General features: G+C 53.2%; 22 protein-coding genes. 15 read left to right on the forward strand and 7 right to left on the reverse strand.

Features of this window, described 5'->3' with window-relative positions:
• The first annotated feature begins 2 nt into the window (after window positions 1-2).
• The 3 genes from BA6348_RS11615 to BA6348_RS11625 all read left to right on the forward strand — a co-directional run bounded on the left by BA6348_RS11615 (window position 3) and on the right by BA6348_RS11625 (window position 2,501).
• On the forward strand, window positions 3-1,136 hold the full coding sequence (locus BA6348_RS11615) for an N-acetyldiaminopimelate deacetylase (RefSeq protein WP_005832795.1): 1,134 nt from the start codon (window positions 3-5) through the stop codon (window positions 1,134-1,136).
• A gap of 292 nt (window positions 1,137-1,428) precedes the next feature.
• Window positions 1,429-2,025, forward strand: coding sequence for a hypothetical protein (locus BA6348_RS11620; protein WP_005832793.1), 597 nt, complete (start codon window positions 1,429-1,431; stop codon window positions 2,023-2,025).
• Window positions 2,026-2,234: 209 nt separating this feature from the next.
• On the forward strand, window positions 2,235-2,501 hold the full coding sequence (locus BA6348_RS11625) for a DUF4912 domain-containing protein (protein ID WP_005832791.1): 267 nt from the start codon (window positions 2,235-2,237) through the stop codon (window positions 2,499-2,501).
• A 151-nt stretch (window positions 2,502-2,652) separates the two neighbouring features.
• Here BA6348_RS11625 and BA6348_RS11630 read toward each other — a convergent pair whose 3' ends face one another.
• Window positions 2,653-3,291, reverse strand: coding sequence for a glycoside hydrolase family 73 protein (locus BA6348_RS11630; protein WP_005832790.1), 639 nt, complete (start codon window positions 3,289-3,291; stop codon window positions 2,653-2,655).
• A 223-nt stretch (window positions 3,292-3,514) separates the two neighbouring features.
• The gene (locus BA6348_RS11635) at window positions 3,515-3,943 is read right to left on the reverse strand and encodes a DUF1885 family protein (RefSeq protein WP_005832788.1); all 429 of its coding nucleotides are present in this window, start codon (window positions 3,941-3,943) and stop codon (window positions 3,515-3,517) included.
• Window positions 3,944-4,121: 178 nt separating this feature from the next.
• On the opposite strand from BA6348_RS11635, the gene BA6348_RS11640 reads away from it, so the two are divergent.
• From BA6348_RS11640 to BA6348_RS11660, 5 genes are all read left to right on the forward strand, one after another.
• Complete coding sequence (locus BA6348_RS11640; protein ID WP_025846343.1) at window positions 4,122-4,646, forward strand: MarR family winged helix-turn-helix transcriptional regulator; 525 nt, start codon at window positions 4,122-4,124, stop codon at window positions 4,644-4,646.
• Between the two features lie 104 nt (window positions 4,647-4,750).
• Window positions 4,751-5,050, forward strand: coding sequence for a DUF3055 domain-containing protein (locus tag BA6348_RS11645; protein ID WP_005832784.1), 300 nt, complete (start codon window positions 4,751-4,753; stop codon window positions 5,048-5,050).
• Between the two features lie 137 nt (window positions 5,051-5,187).
• Window positions 5,188-5,991, forward strand: a complete 804-nt coding sequence (locus tag BA6348_RS11650) for an alpha/beta hydrolase (protein ID WP_005832783.1) — start codon at window positions 5,188-5,190, stop codon at window positions 5,989-5,991.
• Window positions 5,992-6,128: 137 nt separating this feature from the next.
• On the forward strand, window positions 6,129-6,254 hold the full coding sequence (locus BA6348_RS11655; protein WP_005832781.1) for a GapA-binding peptide SR1P: 126 nt from the start codon (window positions 6,129-6,131) through the stop codon (window positions 6,252-6,254).
• A 109-nt stretch (window positions 6,255-6,363) separates the two neighbouring features.
• On the forward strand, window positions 6,364-8,505 hold the full coding sequence (locus tag BA6348_RS11660) for a hypothetical protein (RefSeq protein WP_005832780.1): 2,142 nt from the start codon (window positions 6,364-6,366) through the stop codon (window positions 8,503-8,505).
• A gap of 26 nt (window positions 8,506-8,531) precedes the next feature.
• On the opposite strand, the gene BA6348_RS11665 is transcribed toward BA6348_RS11660, so the two are convergent.
• Both BA6348_RS11665 and BA6348_RS11670 read right to left on the reverse strand, forming a co-directional pair.
• Window positions 8,532-10,568 (reverse strand): dihydroorotate dehydrogenase, encoded by a 2,037-nt coding sequence (locus tag BA6348_RS11665; RefSeq protein ID WP_122952925.1) that lies wholly within the window; start codon window positions 10,566-10,568, stop codon window positions 8,532-8,534.
• Between the two features lie 130 nt (window positions 10,569-10,698).
• Complete coding sequence (locus tag BA6348_RS11670; RefSeq protein ID WP_122952924.1) at window positions 10,699-12,171, reverse strand: aminotransferase class I/II-fold pyridoxal phosphate-dependent enzyme; 1,473 nt, start codon at window positions 12,169-12,171, stop codon at window positions 10,699-10,701.
• Between the two features lie 160 nt (window positions 12,172-12,331).
• Here BA6348_RS11670 and BA6348_RS11675 point away from each other — a divergent pair, with 160 nt between their 5' ends.
• Window positions 12,332-13,294 carry an NAD(P)H-dependent flavin oxidoreductase gene (locus BA6348_RS11675; protein ID WP_005832773.1) on the forward strand — a complete coding sequence of 321 codons (963 nt, stop codon included), beginning with the start codon at window positions 12,332-12,334 and terminating at the stop codon, window positions 13,292-13,294.
• 148 nt (window positions 13,295-13,442) lie between these two features.
• On the opposite strand, the gene BA6348_RS11680 is transcribed toward BA6348_RS11675, so the two are convergent.
• The gene (locus BA6348_RS11680; protein WP_005832771.1) at window positions 13,443-14,069 is read right to left on the reverse strand and encodes a YktB family protein; all 627 of its coding nucleotides are present in this window, start codon (window positions 14,067-14,069) and stop codon (window positions 13,443-13,445) included.
• A 224-nt stretch (window positions 14,070-14,293) separates the two neighbouring features.
• On the opposite strand from BA6348_RS11680, the gene BA6348_RS11685 reads away from it, so the two are divergent.
• From BA6348_RS11685 to speD, 4 genes are all read left to right on the forward strand, one after another.
• A complete protein-coding gene (locus BA6348_RS11685) occupies window positions 14,294-14,893 on the forward strand; it encodes a hypothetical protein (protein WP_007784134.1) in 600 nt (199 codons plus the stop codon).
• Between the two features lie 223 nt (window positions 14,894-15,116).
• Window positions 15,117-15,623: a DUF4446 family protein gene (locus BA6348_RS11690; RefSeq protein ID WP_005832768.1), complete on the forward strand. Its 507-nt coding sequence runs from the start codon at window positions 15,117-15,119 to the stop codon at window positions 15,621-15,623.
• Window positions 15,624-15,970: 347 nt separating this feature from the next.
• Window positions 15,971-16,567, forward strand: a complete 597-nt coding sequence (locus tag BA6348_RS11700; RefSeq protein WP_005832766.1) for a hypothetical protein — start codon at window positions 15,971-15,973, stop codon at window positions 16,565-16,567.
• Between the two features lie 236 nt (window positions 16,568-16,803).
• Window positions 16,804-17,208, forward strand: coding sequence for an adenosylmethionine decarboxylase (gene speD / locus BA6348_RS11705; RefSeq protein WP_005832764.1), 405 nt, complete (start codon window positions 16,804-16,806; stop codon window positions 17,206-17,208).
• 77 nt (window positions 17,209-17,285) lie between these two features.
• Here speD and BA6348_RS11710 read toward each other — a convergent pair whose 3' ends face one another.
• The gene (locus BA6348_RS11710; RefSeq protein ID WP_005832762.1) at window positions 17,286-17,900 is read right to left on the reverse strand and encodes a YhcN/YlaJ family sporulation lipoprotein; all 615 of its coding nucleotides are present in this window, start codon (window positions 17,898-17,900) and stop codon (window positions 17,286-17,288) included.
• Between the two features lie 137 nt (window positions 17,901-18,037).
• Here BA6348_RS11710 and typA point away from each other — a divergent pair, with 137 nt between their 5' ends.
• Complete coding sequence (typA, locus tag BA6348_RS11715; RefSeq protein WP_005832760.1) at window positions 18,038-19,879, forward strand: translational GTPase TypA; 1,842 nt, start codon at window positions 18,038-18,040, stop codon at window positions 19,877-19,879.
• An 87-nt stretch (window positions 19,880-19,966) separates the two neighbouring features.
• On the opposite strand, the gene BA6348_RS11720 is transcribed toward typA, so the two are convergent.
• Entirely contained in the window at window positions 19,967-20,440 is a 474-nt protein-coding gene (locus tag BA6348_RS11720) for a glutathione peroxidase (protein WP_005832758.1), read from the reverse strand.
• Window positions 20,441-20,684: 244 nt separating this feature from the next.
• Here BA6348_RS11720 and BA6348_RS11725 point away from each other — a divergent pair, with 244 nt between their 5' ends.
• The gene (locus BA6348_RS11725; protein WP_005832756.1) at window positions 20,685-21,002 is read left to right on the forward strand and encodes a YlaH-like family protein; all 318 of its coding nucleotides are present in this window, start codon (window positions 20,685-20,687) and stop codon (window positions 21,000-21,002) included.
• The last annotated feature ends 6 nt before the right edge of the window (window positions 21,003-21,008 follow it).

The following is a 21,008-nucleotide window of genomic DNA, read 5'->3' on the forward strand; positions in this document are numbered from 1 at the left end:
CGATGGCGACATCGCTGTTTACCCAGATTCGGCGCGACCTGCACCAAATTCCGGAGCCGGGCTTTGCCGAGGTGAAGACGCAAAAGTATTTGCTCGATTACTTGGAGCGTCTCCCGCAGGAGCGCATGCAGATCAAGACGTGGCGCACCGGGATTTTGGTCCGGATCGCGGGGACGAATCCTAAGCGCACGATCGCCTGGCGCACGGACATGGACGGCTTGCCGATTGCAGAAGAGACGTCGTATCCGTTTCGCTCGCTGCACGAAGGCTACATGCACGCGTGCGGACACGACATGCACATGGCTATCGCGCTCGGGCTTGTGACGCATTTTGTGGAGCAGCCGATTGCAGATGACCTGCTGTTCCTGTTTCAGCCCGCAGAAGAGGGCCCAGGCGGCGCTCAGCCGATGATGGAGAGCGAGGAGTTTGCTTCCTGGCGGCCGGATTGCATTTTTGCGCTGCACATCGCGCCGGAGTATCCCGTCGGCTACATTGCCACCAAGCCGGGCATTTTGTTTGCCAACACGTCCGAGCTGTACATTGATTTGGTCGGAAAAGGCGGGCACGCAGCTTTTCCGCACAAAGCAAACGACATGGTGGTCGCAGGCAGCCATCTCATCACACAGCTCCAGACGATTGTGGCGCGCAACGTCGATCCGCTCGATTCCGCTGTCGTGACCATCGGCAAGCTTGAGGGCGGCACCAAGCAAAACATCATTGCGGAAAAGGCGCGGCTGGAAGGGACGATTCGCACGTTCTCGACCGAGTCCATGGCGCTGGTCAAAGCGCGGATTGAAGCGCTTGTCAAAGGCATCGAGGCGGGCTTCGACTGTACGGCGTCCATCGACTACGGAGTAGGGTATTGCCAAGTGTACAACGAGGAAAAGCTGACGACGGCCTTTATGGACTGGGTGCGCGAGCAGGGCGAAGACGTGACGCTGATTGCCTGCAAGGAAGCGATGACCGGAGAAGATTTTGGCTACTTCCTGCAGGAGATTCCGGGCTTTTTGTTCTGGCTGGGCGTCCATACTCCGTACGGGCTGCACCATTCCAAAATCGAGCCGAGCGAGGACGCGATCGAAGTCGGGATCCGCTTGGTCTCCCGATATTTTACGTGGCTGTCGGAACAAAATTAGCGCGAGACAGGCAGCAAAAAAAGAGCGGCGAAGCTGGCCGCTCTTTTTTGTATGCGAAAAAAGGTTTGGTGAGAGATTGGGGATGTTTTTTGTCAAGAGTCCTGCGTATTTTCTTTTCGAGATTGTGTATAAGTCTTTCTTCCTGGATGTCCCGCGCCTGTGGATTCTGTGGATACTGTTGAAAAAACTTGTCTTCGGACCACAACTATTTGCTGTCTTCCACGTATAAAATAGGGAGAAGCAATTCCGGAAAATCAAGCGCTGCCGCGCACACATACAGGAGGATTATGACATGAAAAAAGCATGGTTATCGGCCTTGTTGGCGCTGACTGTAGCGGGAGTTGGGAGTACCGCCGCTTTGGGAGAAGGTGCGTTGCGCGTTTTTTTAGGCACGGAAACGATTTCAAGCGATATGCCTGCTTCCAAGGCCGATTCGGTTGAGGCCTTGGTCAACAAGCTTGGCGGGTTTGTTGATTACGATTCGCGCACGGGCAAGCTGCAGGTAGTCAAGCCTAACGTAAACATCATCGTCATTGAAGGAATTCAGCAGACGCGCAATAAAAATATCGTCTTCAGCAACCCGGTCAAAGGCTACAGCGACAAAAACGTACCGCGCACTTTCAACGTATTCGTTGAGGTAGACGAAGCGCCTGTCGCCAAAGACTTGCGGATGCAGCTCGTCCTGATTGGACCGGACGGCAAGGAAGTGAGCAAAGGCAAAGAGTGGAAGTACTCCACGCAAAATGCGAACAGCTTCTACTTCTCCGAGCCGTTTGTATCGACAAAGCTGGAGGCGTATGGAAATTACAAGGTCCAGGTGCAGATGAAGTCCGAGAAGTTTAATTCCTACGTAGTCGTAGGCGAAAACACGTTTACGGTAGGACGATAAATTAAATGCTCCTGATACGTTCCCACTTGGCTAGGTCACATGGTATAATAGACTGAAAAAACCAATATACATGTTGAAAGCAAGTACATGAAAGAAAGGAACGATGGGAGCAAATGGAGACAAATCCCCCGCGATCGTCCACGGATGTAGAAGGCCCGAGTATCCACATCGCCTGGAAAGATGAGCATTCGATTCAGGCGGAGTGGAGTATGACGAAGGAGTTCGAGCAGGAAGTGGAGAAGAAATTTGCGATACCTTTTGCCGAGCTGCCGTTTGTCCTGCGCCTTTTTGACGTGACTGACCGCAAAGAGATCCGCAATGATGGCACAGACCTTTACACTGATTTTGATATCAACCATCGTTCTTCCGAATGGATTTTGTACGGAGTGACGCAAGGATTGGAATATTGCGTAGACCTGGGCATTCGGATGGTGGACGGAAGGTTCTATTCGCTGTCAAGATCTCAAATGATTTGAATCATCGTGCTCATTTGATCTGGCTTCCGGGCGAAAGCTCGCGCGAAGCTCTCTATGATGCAGTACCTGTTTTTTTTCATAAGGAAAGAGCCCCGCTTAGCCCAGGTTCGCCTGTGCTGGAACGGGGCTTTTGTTTTCGCATACGATAACGTTATGGTGCTTCGCGTTGTTTGTCGAGCAGGCGCAGGGCGACAGCGAGGACGGCCCATACAGGCATCGGTTCGTCCAGCTTGCTGAGCCACTCTGGCGAGGTGATAAGCCCCTCGCGAAGCACGCGTTTGCCCAGATCAAGCTTCCAGGGCGGATACGGTGACGGCTCCTCTGGCGCGAACTGATCGTAGGCCGTCAGGTTGTACGTCTGGATCAGGCGGATCAGCTTGTCGGCGTATTGCGGGTCTGTGGCATAGCCGGCTTTTGACAGAGCCTGGGCAGCCTCCTGCGGTGTGGATGCCGTCAGCACGTTTTTGTAGGTAGGCTTGAGCAGAAACTGGGCGTGATCGTCAATCGATTGCTGATAGCTGTAGTACGCTTTGAACGTAGACTGGCGGGACACGGTCTGCCCATTCTCCACCTCCTTGCTTGTGATGGTGACGGAACCGGCCGGGCCTGTGCCTTTGATCCCGAACAAATTGTACGAGGAGCGGCCTGTAACTGGGTCTTGCGGGACTTTTTGCCCCCATCCCGATTCCAGGATGGCTTGCGCAATGGTGATCGAAGGGAAGATATGGTAATTGAGAAAAGTTTGCCTGGCGGAGCCTGCCACCAGCTCGATGAATGCTTTCGGTTCCATGCGGGCACCTCTCTTCATGGTGAGCATGCTGGTTTTTGCCGCTTTTTTGTGTCGCCCCCGATTCGGGACACAAAAAGGGCCATCCGTACCATTCTTATGCCGGAGCCAGCGAAAAAGCCCACTTGCGGAAGAAAGCCGAACGCGGAGGCAGCCAGTAAGCGACAGCGCGCATTTTGCCAAGCGGCCACAAAAAAACAGCCGACAACATCGGCTGCTTGCGTTCTTATGGTTTGCGCGGCTGAAAGTACTGGATGCGCTTGTTGAACAGATGGAGCTCCGCCTTGTAATCGCGGGCCAAGTAACGACAGTATTCGTTTGCTTTGTTCTTGTCGCCGTGCGTCGCTGATTCGGGCAGGGCAATCTGGATGTAGTGCTTCTCGGTGCCGTTTTCCTCTTTGCTGCCGACCCCTACGACGATGGACTTGTACATGCTTGGGTCTTTTCCTTTCAGGAGGAACCACGAGTCCTTGCCTTCCGGACGTTCTTCTATGGTATATGGAAAAGCGGCCTCTGCGTAGGACCAGCCGAGCTGCTCCCCTGTTTTCGAGGTCATGTCCATATATCGCGTAAACTTGGCTTTTACGTCGTCAATACTTGCGGATTGGGCAGTTGAGCCATTAACGAAATAGATGTAGGCCGATTGAAGTTTCACGATTGCACCCTCCTAGTACCCGGAATATCTGCGTTTAGTGTAGCATTGCTTCCACACTTTGGCAATGAGACAGTTGGGAAAGGAAAACAATTGCGCGTCTTTTCTGAAAAGTGTAAAATATAAATACTATTTATATAGTCGATAAGTGAACGATAAAGGATCATGGAGGAGTAAACCCATGCAGGAGGCCTCGATTAGACACGTATTTGAAGCATTGAACACGATGCGCGCCATTGACGTAGTGAACAAGGAAGACTGGGAGCGAGCAGCGAAGGAAGCCGAACTGGATTCCTCCGTGCAATTAAACATTCTCTGGATCATTTACTGTTATGAGGGGGTGCGCGTCACGCAAATTGCCGACTGGACTTTCTGGCACCCGTCGTCGATCGTCATCCACATCAAAAAGTTGATGGAGAAAGGAATGGTGACGATTGAAAAGTCTGAGCTGGACGGACGCGTCGTACACGTGTACCCGACCCAGCGAGGCAAGGAAGTTCTGGAGGCAAGCCGAAGAAATGTGCCATCTATTTTCAGATTGACGTATGCGCTGGAGAAAATGGAGGAACGATACAGTACAGCAGTAGTCGAACTGTTCTTCGAATGCCTCTCCTTTGTGGCTCAATCGCTGCACGGAGCGGAGAAGGTAAGGTGGATTCAGGAGGGCGAGGAGCGGGTCATGAACCCCACTCATTTGATTAGTTAGGCGAAATGGGTGGCAAAAAGCGGATTTTCGCGTATAATGTTAAATACTCCGAATATTTTTGAAAATGTTGTCGGAGTGAAAATCAAGACGAGGAGGGATTGCTGATGGAGCACTACGACCACTTATACGACGTTTCGGAAAACGCCAATGTCCGTTTTCTCGGGTTTATCTCCGAAGGAACGAGACACGACTTCGGCATTGTATTCACGCACAAGTTTTATGGAAAGCCGTTGGTGATCTGTATGCAGACGGGGCAATCTACCCTTCTCAGTTCAGATGATGCGGTAAATCCAGGGTACCTGCAAAGGATTTTCCGACTGGACTCGGAAAGTGAAGCCAAGGCACTCGCTGAATTTTTCCAAGAATACTTGCCTCCCATCCCATTTGAAGAAAATCAGTATTAGCGGGCGAGCAGAAGTTTATCTTCTGCTCGTTTTTTACTGGTTCCCGAAGCTGCCAGACAGCCGGCAGCACGGAGCGCCCTGTTTACGAAGCGGGCTGCGACAGCATAAAATCGGGATAGGGAAGAGGAGGGACGTAGATGAGCGTACATAAATGGTCGGCAAGCGAGCCAAAAGGAGCGGTCGTGCTCGTGCACGGCACGGGAGAGCACCATGGCAGATACGAGCATGTCGCGGCGTTTTTGAATCAACAAGGATGGGACGTCTACGCGGAAGACTTGCCTGGCTGGGGACGCTCCCCGGGGATCAGGGGGCATGTTGATTCGTTTGACGATTATGTGCAGCGGGTGCGGGAGTGGACCGTGGCCGCCCTGGAAGACAGCGCAGGCAAACGGCCCGTTTTTTTGCTGGGCCACAGTCTGGGCGGACTGATCGCTACGCGCTTCGTGCAGCGGGAAAAAGCGGCACACGAGCTGGCGGGACTGGTTTTGACCTCCCCGTGCTTACAGCTAAAGCTGGAGGTGCCCGCCTGGAAGGCGCAGGCAGCGAGACTGCTGGACCGTTTTTGGCCGACGCTTGCGATTGCAAACGGGATTACGCCTGACATGGTTTCACGGGATGAGGCCGTGCAAGCCGCCTACAAAAACGATCCGCTCAATTATCCGAAAGTCAGCGTGCGCTGGTTTTTGGAACTGCACAAAGCGATGCAGGCGGCCTGGGAGGAGCGGGAACGGCTTACGGTGCCTGTGCTGGTGCTGCAGGCGGGCGACGACTCGCTGGTGGATGCAGACGCTGTGGGGCGCTTTACAGAGGGCATCCAGGGGCAGAAGACGTTTCGCCGCTTTCCGGGCTTGCGCCACGAGGTGCTGAACGAGCCGGAACGCGAGGACGTGCTCAGCCACATGGACAGATGGATGAAAGAGATCGCCCAAAACAAAATGTGACATACTAATCGACAAAAGTTGTGTGCAATTACCGTATTGACTCCAAATGGTGTGGCATATTAATATAAAAGCATGTTGAATTGAAGAATATGTGACATCACATTTCATTTGGAATCACAAATGCGGAGGGGACACAGATGGGAACTATCGTATGTCAGACTTGCGGGACCATCATCGAGCATTTTGAAAGCAACTCAGTGAAAACGCTTTATGGAGTATGCCATTGCGAGTGCAGACCGGAGCAAAGACAGGAAAAAGAATAGCGAAAAACCGTGCAGGCCTTTCTACAAAGGCCTGTTTTTTTTGACAACCTTTTCATCTTGGAGGATAATGGAGAAGTGTGAAAATCGTTGCAAAAGGAGGAATTGTTTCATGAAACGTAAGCCCATGCAGGGTTTGCTGGCCGCCGCATTGCTGGTCACCTCCCTGTGGACCGGGACTCCAGCGTTTGCGAACAGTATCGGACAGGAAATCAAAATAGACGTAAGTCAGCCGGAAGTTTCCAAAGACGGCTTTGACATTTCCAAGGAATATGCGATCTGGAAGATTGCGGGGGAACAAAAGCTCACCTTGTACAATTTGAGCAAGCAGGCCGAGACGAAGATCGGCGACAAAAACTCCGACAAGAAAAACCCGCGGGTCGACGGAAAATACGCGGTCTGGATCGACTCTCGCCACGGCGGAGCAGACGTGTATTTGTACGACATTGCCAAAGACGAGGAAATTCGCTTGACCAGCGGAAAAGCCGCTGCAGCCGATCTGGAGATCTCGGGGAAAAAGGTCGTTTGGTCCGATAAAAGCGATGCGGGAACAGACATTTACATGTACGACATCGCGACAGGCGACACAACGCGCGTTTCCACGAGCGGCAAAGCCAGCGATCCGACCGTCAGCGACAGCTACGTAGCGTGGGAAGACTCCCGCGATGGCAACCCGGACATCTACTACTACGACATCGACAAGCAAAAGGAAGAATTGGCAGCAGGGGGCAAGGCACACCAGATTGAGCCGAGCCTTTTCAGTGACAAAATCGCCTACGTAAACGGACAGCAGGTTTACGTGTACACCATCGGCACGGGAAGAAACAAGCAGTTGACGGATACTTCGACCTCCAAGTCGGGCGTACATATTTACAAAGACACGATCGTCTACCTGGACGATGACGATCTGGCATATCGGGACGCGAGCAAATCTTCCGGCAAAGAAATCGCGAGCAGCGTGTTCGAGTCGGTGCGTCCGCGCATTTTTGAAGATTACGTCATGTACGCAAAGAGAGACAACGACAAAAAGCTGCGCCTCCACATTTATGATCTGGACGAAAGAGCTGACATCGGGCTGGGCGCAACTTCCGGGGAGCCGAGCCAACCGGATGGCTCTGACCGTTACGTAGTGTACGTGACAGAGTCGAAAAAGGCAAACTCCGTCGTCCTGTTCGATACGGAAAAAGGGACGAGCAAGGTCATCAGCAAAAGCAGCGCAGACCCGATTCGTCCGGTTGTGAGCGGCAAGTACGTAGTCTGGTACGATCAGCGGGAAGATGCACTCGTCGCGTACGATATTCGCAAAGGCACGGAAAAGCAGATTACGAACGAAGATGACGACCAGCAGCCGAGTGAAAAACTGTATGAGGTCGACGGCAGCAAGCTGTTGTGGGTCAATGTGGATCGCCGCGCCGACCTTATCATCACCGACCTGGCAACGGGCAAGGAAGAAGAAATTGCCAGCCTGAGAACCGAGCCGTTAAGTGTAGATATTTACGGCAATTACGCTGCCTGGGTGGAAGAAACAGGCTCGAAAAAGGCAGACATTTACTTGTACGACATCGAGGAAAGAGACGAGACGGTAATCCGCAAAAACGTGGAAGTACAATCCGCGCAAATCGGAGACGATTTTGTGGTCTGGAGCGAAAATAGCGGAGGCGCGAAAAACGGTTGGGATTTGTACTACTACAGAATCGATCGTCAACGGACAGAACTGCTGATCCGCTACTCTGAACGCGACCAAAAAAATCCGCAAGCTTCCCGCAATATGATTCTTTTTGAAGATAACCGCTTGTCTTCCAAAGAAAAAGATTTTTATTATGAGCTGTACGATGTAGAAGACCGCTCTTACAGCGATGTGGAGTGGGACGACAATGCTGAGATTTCCAGCCCAAGAATCGGCGGCAATCGCATCGTCTGGATCGACGAGCGCGATGGCAAACCTGTCGTCTACACGATGGCATTTGCAAGCCCACGGGATGACGATGCCGTAGAGGAGCCAGGTACAGATCCAAAACCGGACCCTGAGCCGGGCGATTACAGAGAGTACAAATTGGTTGACTTGATGCTCGACGGCACGCTGGCGGAGAAAATGAACAGTACCGATTTTACCAAAATTGTGTTTGTCTTCTTCCAAGGGACAGAGGATGAAATAACAATGCCGCTGATAGAGGCTTTCAACGATAGCAAACGTATGGTTGATTTGTTTAACCAAGCTGGCCTCACCACGATCGACATTCGATTCTATAAGTAAACGAGAACAGGCGATTAGGCACAGTCCTAATCGCCTGTTTTTACTGTTCCCGTCAAATAAGGCTTCGCCAACACCAGCCCAGCCAAAAAGAACAAGACCGCTACGTAGGCAGGAAGCAAATGCACAAAATCGACGTACCCGACCGCGAAGTGAATCCCGATGCCAGCAGCGAAGCCGGGGATGCCCGCGAGAAACAGCGTCCACCATACCCACGCTTCTCCGCGGCGAAAGCCCCAGAGGCTGATGAGCAGCACGGCGAGGCCGTCGGAGACGAGAGCGCCGCCGAAGCCGGCCCGGTCGTGGGCGATCAGCGGAATCAGCCGTTCGTTAAACGCTTGCAGCATCTCGGCGGACACGCAGAGAAAGACCAGATCGGACGGGACGAAGACGCCAGTGATCCCGATCAAGGAAATAATCAGCCCAGCTCCGGTCAAAGCAAAGCCGATGACGACAAACAAAAGCTGTCCCCACAAAGCCATTTTCCACGTGCGGTCGTTGTGCCGCTCGGGAGGGAGCGCAGGCAAGTGTCTTTTCGCTGGTGTGCGCAAAGCAAGCAGAAACATGGGCAGCAGAAGGAGCGCGAGTACGGCATGCATGTAGTCAAAATAGCCGTAGCCAATAAACAGAAAAAAACTGGAAAATCCGACGGCTCCGGAGGCGAGCAGCACAGCGCGCGTCCAGTGAATGTCGTGGCGCAAGCCGTGAAAGGAAAGCTGCGCGTAAATGATTCCGATCGAGATCATCGTTCCCGCCAGGCTGATCCGGTCATGCGACATAAAGGAAAGCAACTGGGGGCTGATCTGTGACAATTGCTCCGCAGACATTTGCAAAAAACGCTCGTCGTACGGGAGGATGACAGTGGATACAGCGACCAGCCAGGCCAATGCTCCGCCGACGATCATCCCGAGCCCGAGCAGAAGCCCCCACACCCAGGCGGGTAACCAGCGGATGGCACGTGCCTGTCTCGCTGCAGGAGCAGGAGGCAGTTGTGCCGCTGCGACTTCCGCTGCTGCTTCCGTGCGCTCGCTCTTATTCGCTGGCTCGACAGCCTGACGCGCAGCGCCGGACTGCAAAATCGCTTCATTGATTCGTTTGGGCAAGCCCGGACCGGCGTACACAAGGCCGCTGTGCAGTTGCACAAAGTCGGCGCCAGCTTCCAAAAAGGCCAAAGCGTCAGCAGGCTCGATGATGCCGCCGGAGCCGATCAGCAGGCAGTCTGGCCAAGTTTGCCTCGTCAGCGCAACCGATCGCAAGGCGGCTTCGCGGGATGGCTTGCCTGTCTGGTACAGGGGCGCTGGCGAGTCGCTTGAATCGTGTGGAGCGCTTTTCACGCCCCCCGCAACCATGATCCCATCCAGTCCTGCGTTACGGGCGATTTGCAGCAGCGAAAGCCACTCTTTTTCCGCTATTCCGGGCGGGAGCGCGAACAGGAGCGGGCGCTCGGTCGCCTGCCGCAGACAGGTCAAATGCTCCTGCCACTGGGCAGCGCTCCACGGCTCATGTCTTTGGCTGGCGCGGTAGTCCAGCGAAAAAAACGAGCAGTACGGCTGCAGGCGCAAAATCAGTTGCTCTCTTTCAGCGGTCGCTTCCTTTAGTGCAGCGCCTGGGCGAAATCCCAATCTGGCGCCGAGCGGAATCGCTACAGAGGGGGAGCGGCGCAAGCAGTTTTCGAGAGCGGCGACCCCGGGATTTTCGAACGGGGCGCTGTATGTAACGGAGAGATTCGTCGTCTTGCGCAAAGTAATACCTGGATCAGACAGCGGCGCAAGCGTAACCGGCCCCAGCTCGATGTAGCCAAAGCCAAAGCGGGATAGCGCTCCAAGCGCTTTTGCTGCGGGATCAAGCCCTGCTCCCAGGCCGACTGGAGTCGGAAAACGCAAACCCCTGACCGTTTTGGACAAAGCGGCAGGCGGCTGCATGTGCCCCATCAGCTCGATAACGGAAGTGCCACCGGGCAGCTTCGCCAATGTGCCGATGGCAGCGAGCGTGAAGCTGCCTGCGCGCTTTGGCGGCATGAGAAAAAGCAGCGGTTTAAACAACGTCTGGTACGACCAGTCTGGCATTCGCATCATCACCTTCCTGATTTTTCCCATTTCTATCTTAGCTCAAAAGGTTCAGGCAATACATGCCCAAATCATGAAAGAAGCCGTTGCCTTCGAAAAAGAGGCAACGGCTTTGCGCGCAATGAGGGGCTTACCCCGAAATCGCGGTTTGTCTTTTGATGACTTTGATCGTTTTTAACGACTCATCCTCTGGACCTTGGACGGGCAGTCCGACGCGGATGTTTTCCTGGATGTACGCGATGTTCTCCTCAGTGATGACCTCGCCTGGCAGGAAAATCGGAATCCCTGGCGGATACACCATGATGAACTCCGTAGTGACGCGGCCTGCGGCTTCCACGAGCGGGATGGTTTCCGTCTCTGCATAAAAAGCATCGCGCGGCGTCGTGGACAGCACCGGAATGTTCGGCAAGGAAATGGTCGGCTTTTCTTCTGCCTGCACGTGGGCAAACTCCACGGACAGCTCGCGCAGCGCGTTGACGAGCGCGTGAATGGATTCTTCGGTGTCCCCTGCCGTGACAAAACAGAGAATGTTGTACAGGTCGCTCATTTCCACTTCGATGTTGTACTTGTCGCGCAGCCAGTTTTCCACTTCCCAGCCGGTAATGCCCAGATCGCGGACGTGGATCAAAAGCTTGGTCGGGTCCATGGCAAAAGTCGCCGGCTTTCCGAGTATTTCTTTGCCTACGCAGTAAATGCGCGGGATGTCGTTGATGAGGTCGCGGGCCTTGTTCGCCAGCTTCATCGCCTGGTCGGCCAGCATCTTGCCGTTGAGCGCCAGATGTTGGCGGGCCATATCGAGCGAAGCCAGGAAAATGTAAGAGGTCGACGTCGTCGTGAGCATGCTCAGCACTGTTTTGACGCGATCTACATCTACGAGGCCCTCGCGCACGTTCAGGATGGATGTCTGGGTCAGCGAGCCGCCCAGCTTGTGTACGCTCGTCGCTGCCATGTCAGCTCCGGCCTGCATGGCGGAAATCGGCAAGTCCTCATGGAAGTGAATGTGCACGCCATGCGCCTCGTCCACCAGGACCGGAATTTCGTAATTGTGCGCGGTTCGCACGATCTCGCGCAAGTCTCCGGCAATGCCGAAGTAAGTAGGGTTGATGACGAGCAGAGCCGCAGCGTCAGGGTGGGCTTCCAATGCTTTTTGCACGGATTTCACTGTAATCCCGTGGGAGATGCCCAGACGCTCGTCCATCGCCGGATGAATGAAAATCGGTACCGCTCCGGCGAAAATAATCGCCGACATGACAGATTTATGCACGTTTCTCGGCACGATGATTTTGTCGCCAGGGCTGCACGTCGCCATAATCATCGCCATAATCGCGCCGCTTGTTCCTTGGACGGAGAAAAATGTATGGTCAGCGCCGAACGCTTCGGCTGCCAATTCCTGCGCTTCTTTAATCATCGCCTTCGGATGGTGCAAGTCATCCAGTGGCGCAATGTTAATGAGGTCTATCGAGAGAGCATTCTCCCCGATGAACTCGCGAAATGCCGGATGCATGCCCATACCTTTCTTATGGCCCGGAATGTGAAATTGAATCGGGTTCCGGTTGGCGTGCTCCAACAACCCGCTGAACAAAGGAGTTTTCATTTGTCTCACTACGATCGCCTCACTTTACGAATCAAGAATAAAGGGGAAAAACAAATTGAGTATAGCAAAATAGGGGGGGAAAGCAAGCGAATTTTTATTCATATTCGCGTGTGGCAGCAGGAGTTTTCCCCGCTTGCCGAGAAGCTTAACAAAAACGGGGGGGATGGAGATGAAAACAAAAGTAACCGAGCTGTTGCAAATCAAATATCCGGTGGTGCAGGGCGGATTGGCCTATCTAGCATACGCAGAACTGGCCGCCGCTGTGTCAAACGCAGGCGGACTCGGACAAGTCACGGCGATGTCGCTTTCGTCGGCAGAAGCGCTGCGCGAAGAAATTCGCAAGGTGCGCGAGCTGACAGACAAGCCGTTTGGCGTCAATTTCGCGATTGGGCAATACAATCGGCCGTATGAAGAAGCATTGGAGGTCGCCATCGAAGAGAAAGTAGCCGCCATCTCTGTGACCGGAGGCAATCCTGAGCCGCTCCTGCGCCGACTCGACGGCCATCCGATCAAAAAGCTGGTGCTGGTCGCGTCCGTGCGGCAAGCGCAAAAAGCGGAGGCGATCGGGGCAGACGCCGTCATGGCTGTCGGCCAGGAAGGCGGAGGCCATCTGGGCCGGGACGACATCGGGACGTTTGTGCTCATTCCGCGCGTTGTGGACTCCGTCCGCATTCCGGTGCTGGCCAGCGGCGGGATTGGCGATGGACGCGGAATCCTCGCTGCGCTCGCGCTCGGCGCGGAAGGCGTGGAGATGGGCACCCGGTTCATCGCGACCAAGGAGTGCGTCCACGCCCACGAAGCGTACAAGGAAGCTTTGCTGAAAGGAACCGAACAAGATACGGCTGTCATCAAAAGAACGCTGGGAGCGCCGGCGAGGGTTGTGCGCACGCCAGGCTCTGACCGCATTTTGCAAATGGAAAAAGAAGGCGCCGGCTATGAAGAGCTGAAAAGCTTCATCAGCGGCGAAAATAATCGCACCTTCATCTACGAAGGCGACCGTGAGCACGGCTTTGGCTGGGCAGGCCAGGTCATCGGCCTGATTTCGGACATCCCTTCCGTTCAGGAACTGTTCGAGCGGATGTTCCGGGAGGCGGAAAGCGGCGTTCAGCGGCTGAATGCCATTCGCGGCTAAAAGAGAGGCGCTTCCTTTTCCTCTAGGATGCCCCGCACGGTGACGGTATGCCAAAAAACAAAAGAACAGGCAAGCGCTTTTCAAAAGAAAGCGGACCTGTTCTTTTGCATATATCTTTAGCAAATGCCAGGGAGGCGATTAGGAAAGCTTAACGACCGATTGTGTACAGCTTGCTGAGAACGGCAAACGTGTTTTCGAGTTGTCCCAAAAGCGCCTGCGGATCAGCAAGCACCGGATCGTGACGATCAATGGTCAAGCCGCAGAGCAGCTCCGCTTTTTTCACTTGCGCCAGCCTGTCCACCAGCTTTTTCACACCGGCTTTGCCCAGCTCCGCCTGGGAAGTGCTGTCGGGCGCGGTGTGATCGGGCGACCAGTGGAAATAATCGGGCACCAGCGTCATGATTTCGTCGAGATGCTCGCTGAATGATTGACTGATCTGGGCCTTGGCCGGAGCTTCGTAAATGACGGCATACCAGACGAACAGATGCGTTTGCCACAGGCCGATTTGAAAATGCGGATGCTTTTTGTACCCGCGTTTGTCATTGGCCCAGGCGACCCACGTATCTGCTGGCGGGTTTACGGTGCGGCGGGCATGCTTGGCTACGTGGTAAAACATCTCATCGCCGGTTGCGGCCGACAAAATGGGCGCAAAATGGTGGCCAAGCGCTTCAAGCTTGGGGCGAATCACGGTCTTGATTGCGTCCATCCGCTGGTCGAGTCCATCAACGGCAAAAACGTCAAAATCTTCTTGGCGAAAGCCGGAAAACGCAGTCATGGAACAAACACCTCATTTATCATGATCGAACGCCACGTATAAAGAAAAGGGCGAACGTCCTTGTCAAGGGAGCTTGGAATCCTCCATATGATATCATACCACGCAGGAAAAAAATACTTGCCGGGATATGAATAGCAAAACCGAAGCGTGAATAATATGATATACCACTCACTCCCTTACAGCCGAAACGAAATCTGAGTATTCTGTCAACGGGAGGAGCCAGGATGAATCTCGGCATGGAGCTGGAGTATGACAATCTGGCGGTTTGGTTTGATCGCAAGACATTGCACGCGATGGTGCAGGCCCTGGTGGAAGCGGGGGTGAGCGTCACGTGGAAGGAATCTCCCGAGCAGTTTCACCTCCTCGTGAACACCACGGACGGCCTTTCCGACTGGACCATGCAGCGATTAAACGGGTCTTACAAGCTGCAAGTGGCAGGCGTTCCTGTACATGACTCGCGGGTGGCGCTGGTATTGTACCACTTCGTGGAACGAGCAAAGGGGCACGCCATCATCAAGGTCAGGTTGGATGACTGCATCTTGATGAAGCACGTCCAGTACGGAGAAGTCGTCAGAATAGTGGAAATAAAAGGAGCTGAGAAAAAAATGATCTACGAAAAATTCTGCAATGTGACGATGGACCAAGTGATTGCCGCTTTGAAACGGCGTGACTCAGAGGAGCGTATTCCGGTTTTGCGTCTGGAGCTCGATTATGAACTGGCGACGTTGTTTGACGCGATAAAGGCAGAAGATCAGGCCCAAATCAAAAAATCTATGGAAGTATTAAAACAGCTTCGTCGAGAAATGCTGCTTTTGGAAGCGTAGGTAGACTGGAGGATAACCATAGGACGATGAGCTTGACACATAGGCATACGGAATGAAAAAGCGACATCTCACAAAATGAGGGTGTCGCTTTTTTTGGTTGCGCAAATTTTCGCATTTCCCGGTTTGCCAAAGTCTTTATTTGAACGGGCGGCGAAGCGGAGGTACAATAGAGAAGGCTTTGACTGCTTATTGCAACGCATGTACCAGAAAGGAAGAAAATGTTTTGGAACCATTCCTATCCCAAATACCCAATGTCGCGATTTTGCTTCTGGCGATCATCGCGCTGACGCTGATTTTGCTCCTCGTCGTCATCCTGCAATCGGTTCGCATCAGCCGCATGCGCAAGTCGATCAACAGGCTGATGACAGGTACCGGAGGAGCCAACCTGGAGGAAGGCTTGCACAGGCTGCTGGATCAGGTAGATGAAGTCAAAAAACTGCAAGGCGATCAGCAGTTTACGCTCAATCGTCTATCACAGCGTATAGCAGCCCAGTGTGGCAGGGTAGCCATCATTCGCTACAACGCCTTCGGGGATGTCGGCAGCGATCTGAGCTTTTCCTTGGCGATTTTAGATGACGCCGAAAACGGTGTGGTGATTACCAGTATTTTCGGGCGGGAAGAGTCGCGCGTGTACGCCAAGCCGATTGAAGCGGGAGCATCCGCCTACCACTTGTCCGAAGAAGAACAGGCTGCCATCAAAAAGGCAATGACGGCAAATTCCGGCCTCTGACTCGCGGCGAATTCTTTTGAAACCGCAAGCATATGAATGAATCAGGGAGATCATTGCGTCTCTCTGCGTCATATTGCGGATATTCGGTATTTTTGCGTAAATTCATCTGCTTTTTCATCAAGACTTTTGAGGGCTTCTGTTGTATAATAAAGGTGTCAAGGATGGCTTTTTTTCGGAAAAACAAAAAGTAGGTGATCCGCCTTCATTACCCAAATCGACTTTCGATTCGCGGGGCAAGGCCAGGTTCTACAGCGTTCCTTCGTTGACACTTAGCGTATCTCCTCTACATTTGGACACAGTTTGGTCGTAACTGGCCCACGGAAACCAAAAGAATTGAGGAGATATTTATGGCACAGCGTTTAGCAACCAACTACGCCAAGGCCTATTTTACGGTGAATGAAGAGGAGTTGAACCAATTCGTCTCGCTCTTCACCAATGAACACATTTCAGTCGATGTCAAAGTATGCGACAACGGCGACCGCGACGTAATCTTGTCTGACCATAACGGCGAAATTCAACTGAGCTTTTGCCGTGTCGGCAATCGCTACTCTTGCGACAGCTCCTATCTCATTCGGGATCGGCAGTTGGCGAATGCGATGAGAAAAGCGATGAAAACGTTTCGGGGCTATGGAATCGTCCACAGAATTTACGAAGGCTTCACGATGGTGTACCACTACGATCAAGGATCGGTGGTCAGCATCCAGGAGCTGTCGGGGGACGAGGAGACGTCCATCTTTGAAGATACCTCTCTGAACATTGCCAACGAGCTGGAAGCGTTGTTCCAGCAAGAGGGCAGCGAAAGGGAGATTGAGTCCTTGCGTCAGGAAACGGACCGCTGGCTGGATTTGCGTAATTGGGCAAAGGGAGCTGCTCCGGAGAAACTTCCAGCAATCGATACGCGTTTAGTGATGTTGTCGCAGCGTCTGTTTGAACTAGAAGTATAAAAAACGTAAGACAAAACGGGTGCCGAGTGGTGCCCGTTTTTTTCATGGACTTTCTCGAAAAAGGGTATTGTCAAAGTAGGCAAATACATGGTATTGTTGTTTTCGTTGGAAACAGGATTAGGAACCAGGATTCACTTCAAAGGGTGGATAACAAGAGGGAAACCGCCCCCGTTAGTGAATGACGCAGGTCCTAGCGATGTTTAACATTACACTTGCTAGGAAGGGGGAACCGAAAGATGGAATACTCGACTTTCGGAAGACACGTTGCTGTTGACACATGGGGAGTTCAGTTTGACTTGTTGAACGACGCAGAATTTTTGAAAAAGGAAATGATTGAAGCTGCTGAGGCATGCGGAGCTACGGTGCTGAGCGTGCAAGCGAAGCAGTTCTCTCCTCAGGGTGCTACCGTGCTGGTTCTTCTCTCGGAAAGCCACCTGTCCATTCATACTTATCCTGAGCGCGGTTTTGCCGCTCTGGATTGCTACACTTGTGGCGAGACAGTCGATCCGCAAGTTGCCATCGACTACTTGGTATCCGTGCTGAAGCCGGAGAAAACCTACGCGAAGAAACTCGTTCGCGGAACAGGTGAACTGCAAGTGGTTGAGCCAGAAATCAAAGTGGCTGAAGTTGTGAGTAAGTAACAAAACGGAAGAGTATTCAAGAGGTGCGGGAGACATGTCCGCACCTCTTTTACGTGAGAGCATGCGCTGTCGATCCATCACCGCAACGGCTGCTGGATCGTCGTGCGCATGTCGTGCAGAAGTCTGGTAAATTCGGTCGAGGTGTTCGTTATTTTTTGTTCTACCGAGGTGCCCTCGTGCAAAACCTGGTTGCTGCGGTTCGTCGCTTCCTCGTAAATTTGCGCGTTGATCGCACGCACGCGGTCAAAGACGGCTTGGTCGGACGAGACTTGCATTTGCAAGGTAGGCGACACAGCCCGACAAGCAGAGTGGACTTGCTGCTCGATCACTTTTGCCTGCGGCTCGCCAAGGTTGTCGCGCACGCGAATGCCGATCACGGCGTCCTGGCCGCTTACGACGACAGTAGCGCGATCGACGCCCGGGACATCATCGGCCGCTTTTGTAAGCTGCTCTGCCAGGTCTTGATTGAAGCCGTTTGAGGTGTACCCTTTGAGGTAGTTCTGGGCGTTGATTCCTTGCGTATAGGCGTTAAAATCGTGTCCGATGCTTGAGCGAGTCATCGGTGTCGCTGGATGCGAACTGCTTTGCGTCTGTGCGCCCGTGTCAGGCCCTGCGTTGGAAGACGCGCACCCGACAAGCGTTGCTGCGATCAAGAACAAACCTGTGAAATAGCTTGGCTCGTTTTTCCTCATGGCAGACCACCTCCTGTCTTTAGTATGTCGATTGTGGCGCATGCTAATCAGGAAGTGTTTCCGAGTAAAAAAATGCCCATTGTGCCGTGTTTCGCGACCTGTTAATATGGAAGGTATGCATAACAGAGGAGGTTCACATGAAGCGTCTTGACATACGCAACATTGCCATTATTGCCCACGTTGACCATGGAAAAACAACGTTGGTCGACAAGCTTTTGATCCAATCGGGCACATTCCGCAGCAACCAGCAGGTAGAGGAGAGAATGATGGACTCCAACGACCTGGAGCGGGAACGCGGGATTACGATCCTGGCGAAAACAACGTCCGTGAAATACAAAGAGTTCACCATCAACATTTTGGATACGCCAGGCCACGCCGACTTCGGTGGCGAGGTAGAGCGGATCATGAGCATGGTGGACGGCGTCCTTTTGATTGTTGACGCATTTGAAGGCTGTATGCCACAAACCCGTTTCGTATTGAAAAAAGCGCTCGAAGCAAAAGTTACCCCGATCGTTGTCGTGAACAAGGTAGACCGCGACAATGCACGTCCTCAAGAAGTCATCAACGAAGTGTACGACCTGTTTATCGATCTCGATGCGACGGAAGATCAACTGGAATTCCCGATCGTCTACGCTTCCGGCCTGCAAGGTATCGCCGGAATGGAGCCGGATAAACTGGAAGGCGACCTTCGTCCACTTTTCGACACCATTGTTGAGCACATGCCCGCACCTGATGCCGATGAAAACGCACCACTCCAAATGCAAGTAACCATGCTGGATTATAACGACTTTTTGGGTCGTATCGGGATTGGCCGCATTTATCGCGGAACCATGAATGTAAATGAAATGGTATCGGTCACCACGCGCAACGGCGAAGTGAAAAAAGCGCGGATTCAAAAGCTGTTCGGCTTCTCCGGCTTGCAGCGCGTGGAACAAAAAACGGCGAGAGCAGGGGACATCGTCGCGATCGCAGGGATTGACGATATCAACGTAGGCGAAACCGTTTGCCACGTCGACCACCCGGATGCGCTGCCTCTGTTGAAAATCGACGAGCCGACATTGCAAATGACGTTTTTGGTGAACAACAGCCCGTTTGCAGGCCGCGAAGGGAAACACGTTACTTCCCGCAAGCTGCGCGATCGCCTGATGGCCGAGCTGGAGACAGATGTATCTCTTCGTGTGGAAGAAACAGATTCTCCAGATGCGTTCATTGTATCTGGACGCGGGGAATTGCATCTGTCCATCCTTGTGGAAAACATGCGCCGCGAAGGCTTCGAGCTGGGCGTGTCCAAGCCGGAAGTCATCGTGCGAATGATCGACGGACAAAAAATGGAGCCGGCTGAGTTTCTCGTGATCGACGTGCCGGAAGAATACACCGGGGCTGTCATGGAGACGCTGGGCCAACGCAAGGCCGAGATGGTCAACATGGTCAACAACGGCTTCGGCCAGGTCCGTCTGGAGTTCATCATTCCGTCCCGCGGACTGATCGGCTACCGCACGGAGTTTTTGACGATCACACGCGGCTACGGCATCCTCAACCATTCCTTTGACAGCTATCGTCCGCTTGTCCAGGGCGCTGTGGGTGGACGTCACGCAGGCGTGCTCATTTCCCACGAGACCGGAACCGCAACCACGTACGGCCTGATGTCTGTCGAGGATCGCGGCATCATGTTCATCACGCCGGGTACGGAAGTCTATGAAGGCATGATCGTGGGCGAACACAACCGCGACAACGACTTGACCGTCAACGTGTGCAAAGAGAAGCACGCGACCAACGTCCGCTCCGCAACGAAGGACGAGACGGTGAAAATGAAGACCCCTCGCCTGCTGACGCTGGAAGAGGCTCTGGAGTATTTGAACGACGACGAGCTGTGCGAAGTTACGCCACAATCCGTCCGTTTGCGCAAAAAGTATTTGAACAAATCGGATCGCGAGCGCTACGAAAAGCAAAAGCGCTGGGAAGCACAACCGCAAGCGTAAGCTCGCGGCGCAATCGCGGTACAATAAAAGCCGCTTTGTCCCCGATGATGGGCAAAGCGGCTTTTGGTTTGGCAGGGAAGCCGTTTTTTACAGCAAGCGTTCGATGTCAGCGGCCACGTCTTCCGGCTGCACGCGGGCACCGATGCGCTTGACGATACGGCCTTCCTTGTCTACGAGAAACTTGGCGAAGTTCCATTCGATCTCTTCACCCTGGCCTTCGGGAGCGTTGGCTTTCAGGTGCTGGTACAAAGGATGGGCAGTTGGACCGTTCACATCGATTTTGGCAAACAGCGGGAACGTTACGCCGTAGTGGCGATCACAAAATGCCGCGATCTCTTCCTCGCTGCCAGGCTCTTGAGCGGCAAACTGGTTGCACGGAAAGCCGAGAACGGCGAATCCTTTGTCCGCATAGCGCGTGTACAGCTCCTGCAAGCCTTTGTACTGCGGGGTTAGTCCGCACTGGCTGGCGGTATTGACGATCAGCAAAACGCGTCCTTTGTACTCGGCCAGCGTCTGTTCTTCGCCGGAAATCGTCTTGACGGAAATATCGTACAGGCTCATGTTTTTCCCACCTTTTTCTAAGTTTGCGACCCTCTCATCATAGCATGTCCGCGAAAAGGCAGGCTAGCATTGTCGTGCGCCAAGTGCAGGAGCAGTCCGTTTTTGACAGGAAATCCATCACCTGATAAAGTAAAAAGGATACATACGAAAAAACGTTGGAAAAAGGAAAAGATTATGCAAAAGAGCGGGTCTTTCCCGTCGCGGTGAGAGGACACGGCCTTTTGCGTTACAGGAGAGATTTGTGATGGACTGGATACACCTTGCTTCAACCTACGTACCGGCAAACCCGGATCAACTGAGCGCCTACGACAGCTTCCGCCTGTGGGCGGACCATAATCGGGCTTGGATTTTGTTTGTGCAATTAATTATCGTTTACTACCTGGGGTTTGCGACGGTAATTCGCATGCCGATCTTGAAAACGTTGCTTTTATACCTTCTCCTGTTCGTCGGGGCGCTGATCTTTGCGATTTTGGACGTCCAGCTTCCTGTGAAGAGCGCGATGCTGGTCGCGATTGTCATTCTGGTCGTCGTCAAGCTGAGAATCAAACCGGAGCGAAAGTGAGGTTGC

It is taken from the genome of Brevibacillus agri (genome assembly GCF_004117055.1).
Classification (GTDB): Bacteria; Bacillota; Bacilli; order Brevibacillales; family Brevibacillaceae; genus Brevibacillus; species Brevibacillus agri.

What these genes read in the sequence shown, in the direction of transcription:
- speD (WP_005832764.1), top strand. Translation starts at nt 16,804, where the DNA reads ATGGAATACTCGACTTTCGGAAGACACGTTGCTGTTGACACATGGGGA.
- BA6348_RS11640 (WP_025846343.1), top strand. Translation starts at nt 4,122, where the DNA reads ATGCAGGAGGCCTCGATTAGACACGTATTTGAAGCATTGAACACGATG.
- BA6348_RS11710 (WP_005832762.1), bottom strand. Translation starts at nt 17,900, where the DNA reads ATGAGGAAAAACGAGCCAAGCTATTTCACAGGTTTGTTCTTGATCGCA.
- BA6348_RS11665 (WP_122952925.1), bottom strand. Translation starts at nt 10,568, where the DNA reads ATGCCAGACTGGTCGTACCAGACGTTGTTTAAACCGCTGCTTTTTCTC.
- BA6348_RS11615 (WP_005832795.1), top strand. Translation starts at nt 3, where the DNA reads ATGGCGACATCGCTGTTTACCCAGATTCGGCGCGACCTGCACCAAATT.
- BA6348_RS11620 (WP_005832793.1), top strand. Translation starts at nt 1,429, where the DNA reads ATGAAAAAAGCATGGTTATCGGCCTTGTTGGCGCTGACTGTAGCGGGA.
- typA (WP_005832760.1), top strand. Translation starts at nt 18,038, where the DNA reads ATGAAGCGTCTTGACATACGCAACATTGCCATTATTGCCCACGTTGAC.
- BA6348_RS11625 (WP_005832791.1), top strand. Translation starts at nt 2,235, where the DNA reads ATGACGAAGGAGTTCGAGCAGGAAGTGGAGAAGAAATTTGCGATACCT.
- BA6348_RS11720 (WP_005832758.1), bottom strand. Translation starts at nt 20,440, where the DNA reads ATGAGCCTGTACGATATTTCCGTCAAGACGATTTCCGGCGAAGAACAG.
- BA6348_RS11645 (WP_005832784.1), top strand. Translation starts at nt 4,751, where the DNA reads ATGGAGCACTACGACCACTTATACGACGTTTCGGAAAACGCCAATGTC.
- BA6348_RS11655 (WP_005832781.1), top strand. Translation starts at nt 6,129, where the DNA reads ATGGGAACTATCGTATGTCAGACTTGCGGGACCATCATCGAGCATTTT.
- BA6348_RS11685 (WP_007784134.1), top strand. Translation starts at nt 14,294, where the DNA reads ATGAATCTCGGCATGGAGCTGGAGTATGACAATCTGGCGGTTTGGTTT.
- BA6348_RS11650 (WP_005832783.1), top strand. Translation starts at nt 5,188, where the DNA reads ATGAGCGTACATAAATGGTCGGCAAGCGAGCCAAAAGGAGCGGTCGTG.
- BA6348_RS11700 (WP_005832766.1), top strand. Translation starts at nt 15,971, where the DNA reads ATGGCACAGCGTTTAGCAACCAACTACGCCAAGGCCTATTTTACGGTG.
- BA6348_RS11630 (WP_005832790.1), bottom strand. Translation starts at nt 3,291, where the DNA reads ATGGAACCGAAAGCATTCATCGAGCTGGTGGCAGGCTCCGCCAGGCAA.
- BA6348_RS11675 (WP_005832773.1), top strand. Translation starts at nt 12,332, where the DNA reads ATGAAAACAAAAGTAACCGAGCTGTTGCAAATCAAATATCCGGTGGTG.
- BA6348_RS11680 (WP_005832771.1), bottom strand. Translation starts at nt 14,069, where the DNA reads ATGACTGCGTTTTCCGGCTTTCGCCAAGAAGATTTTGACGTTTTTGCC.
- BA6348_RS11725 (WP_005832756.1), top strand. Translation starts at nt 20,685, where the DNA reads ATGGACTGGATACACCTTGCTTCAACCTACGTACCGGCAAACCCGGAT.
- BA6348_RS11660 (WP_005832780.1), top strand. Translation starts at nt 6,364, where the DNA reads ATGAAACGTAAGCCCATGCAGGGTTTGCTGGCCGCCGCATTGCTGGTC.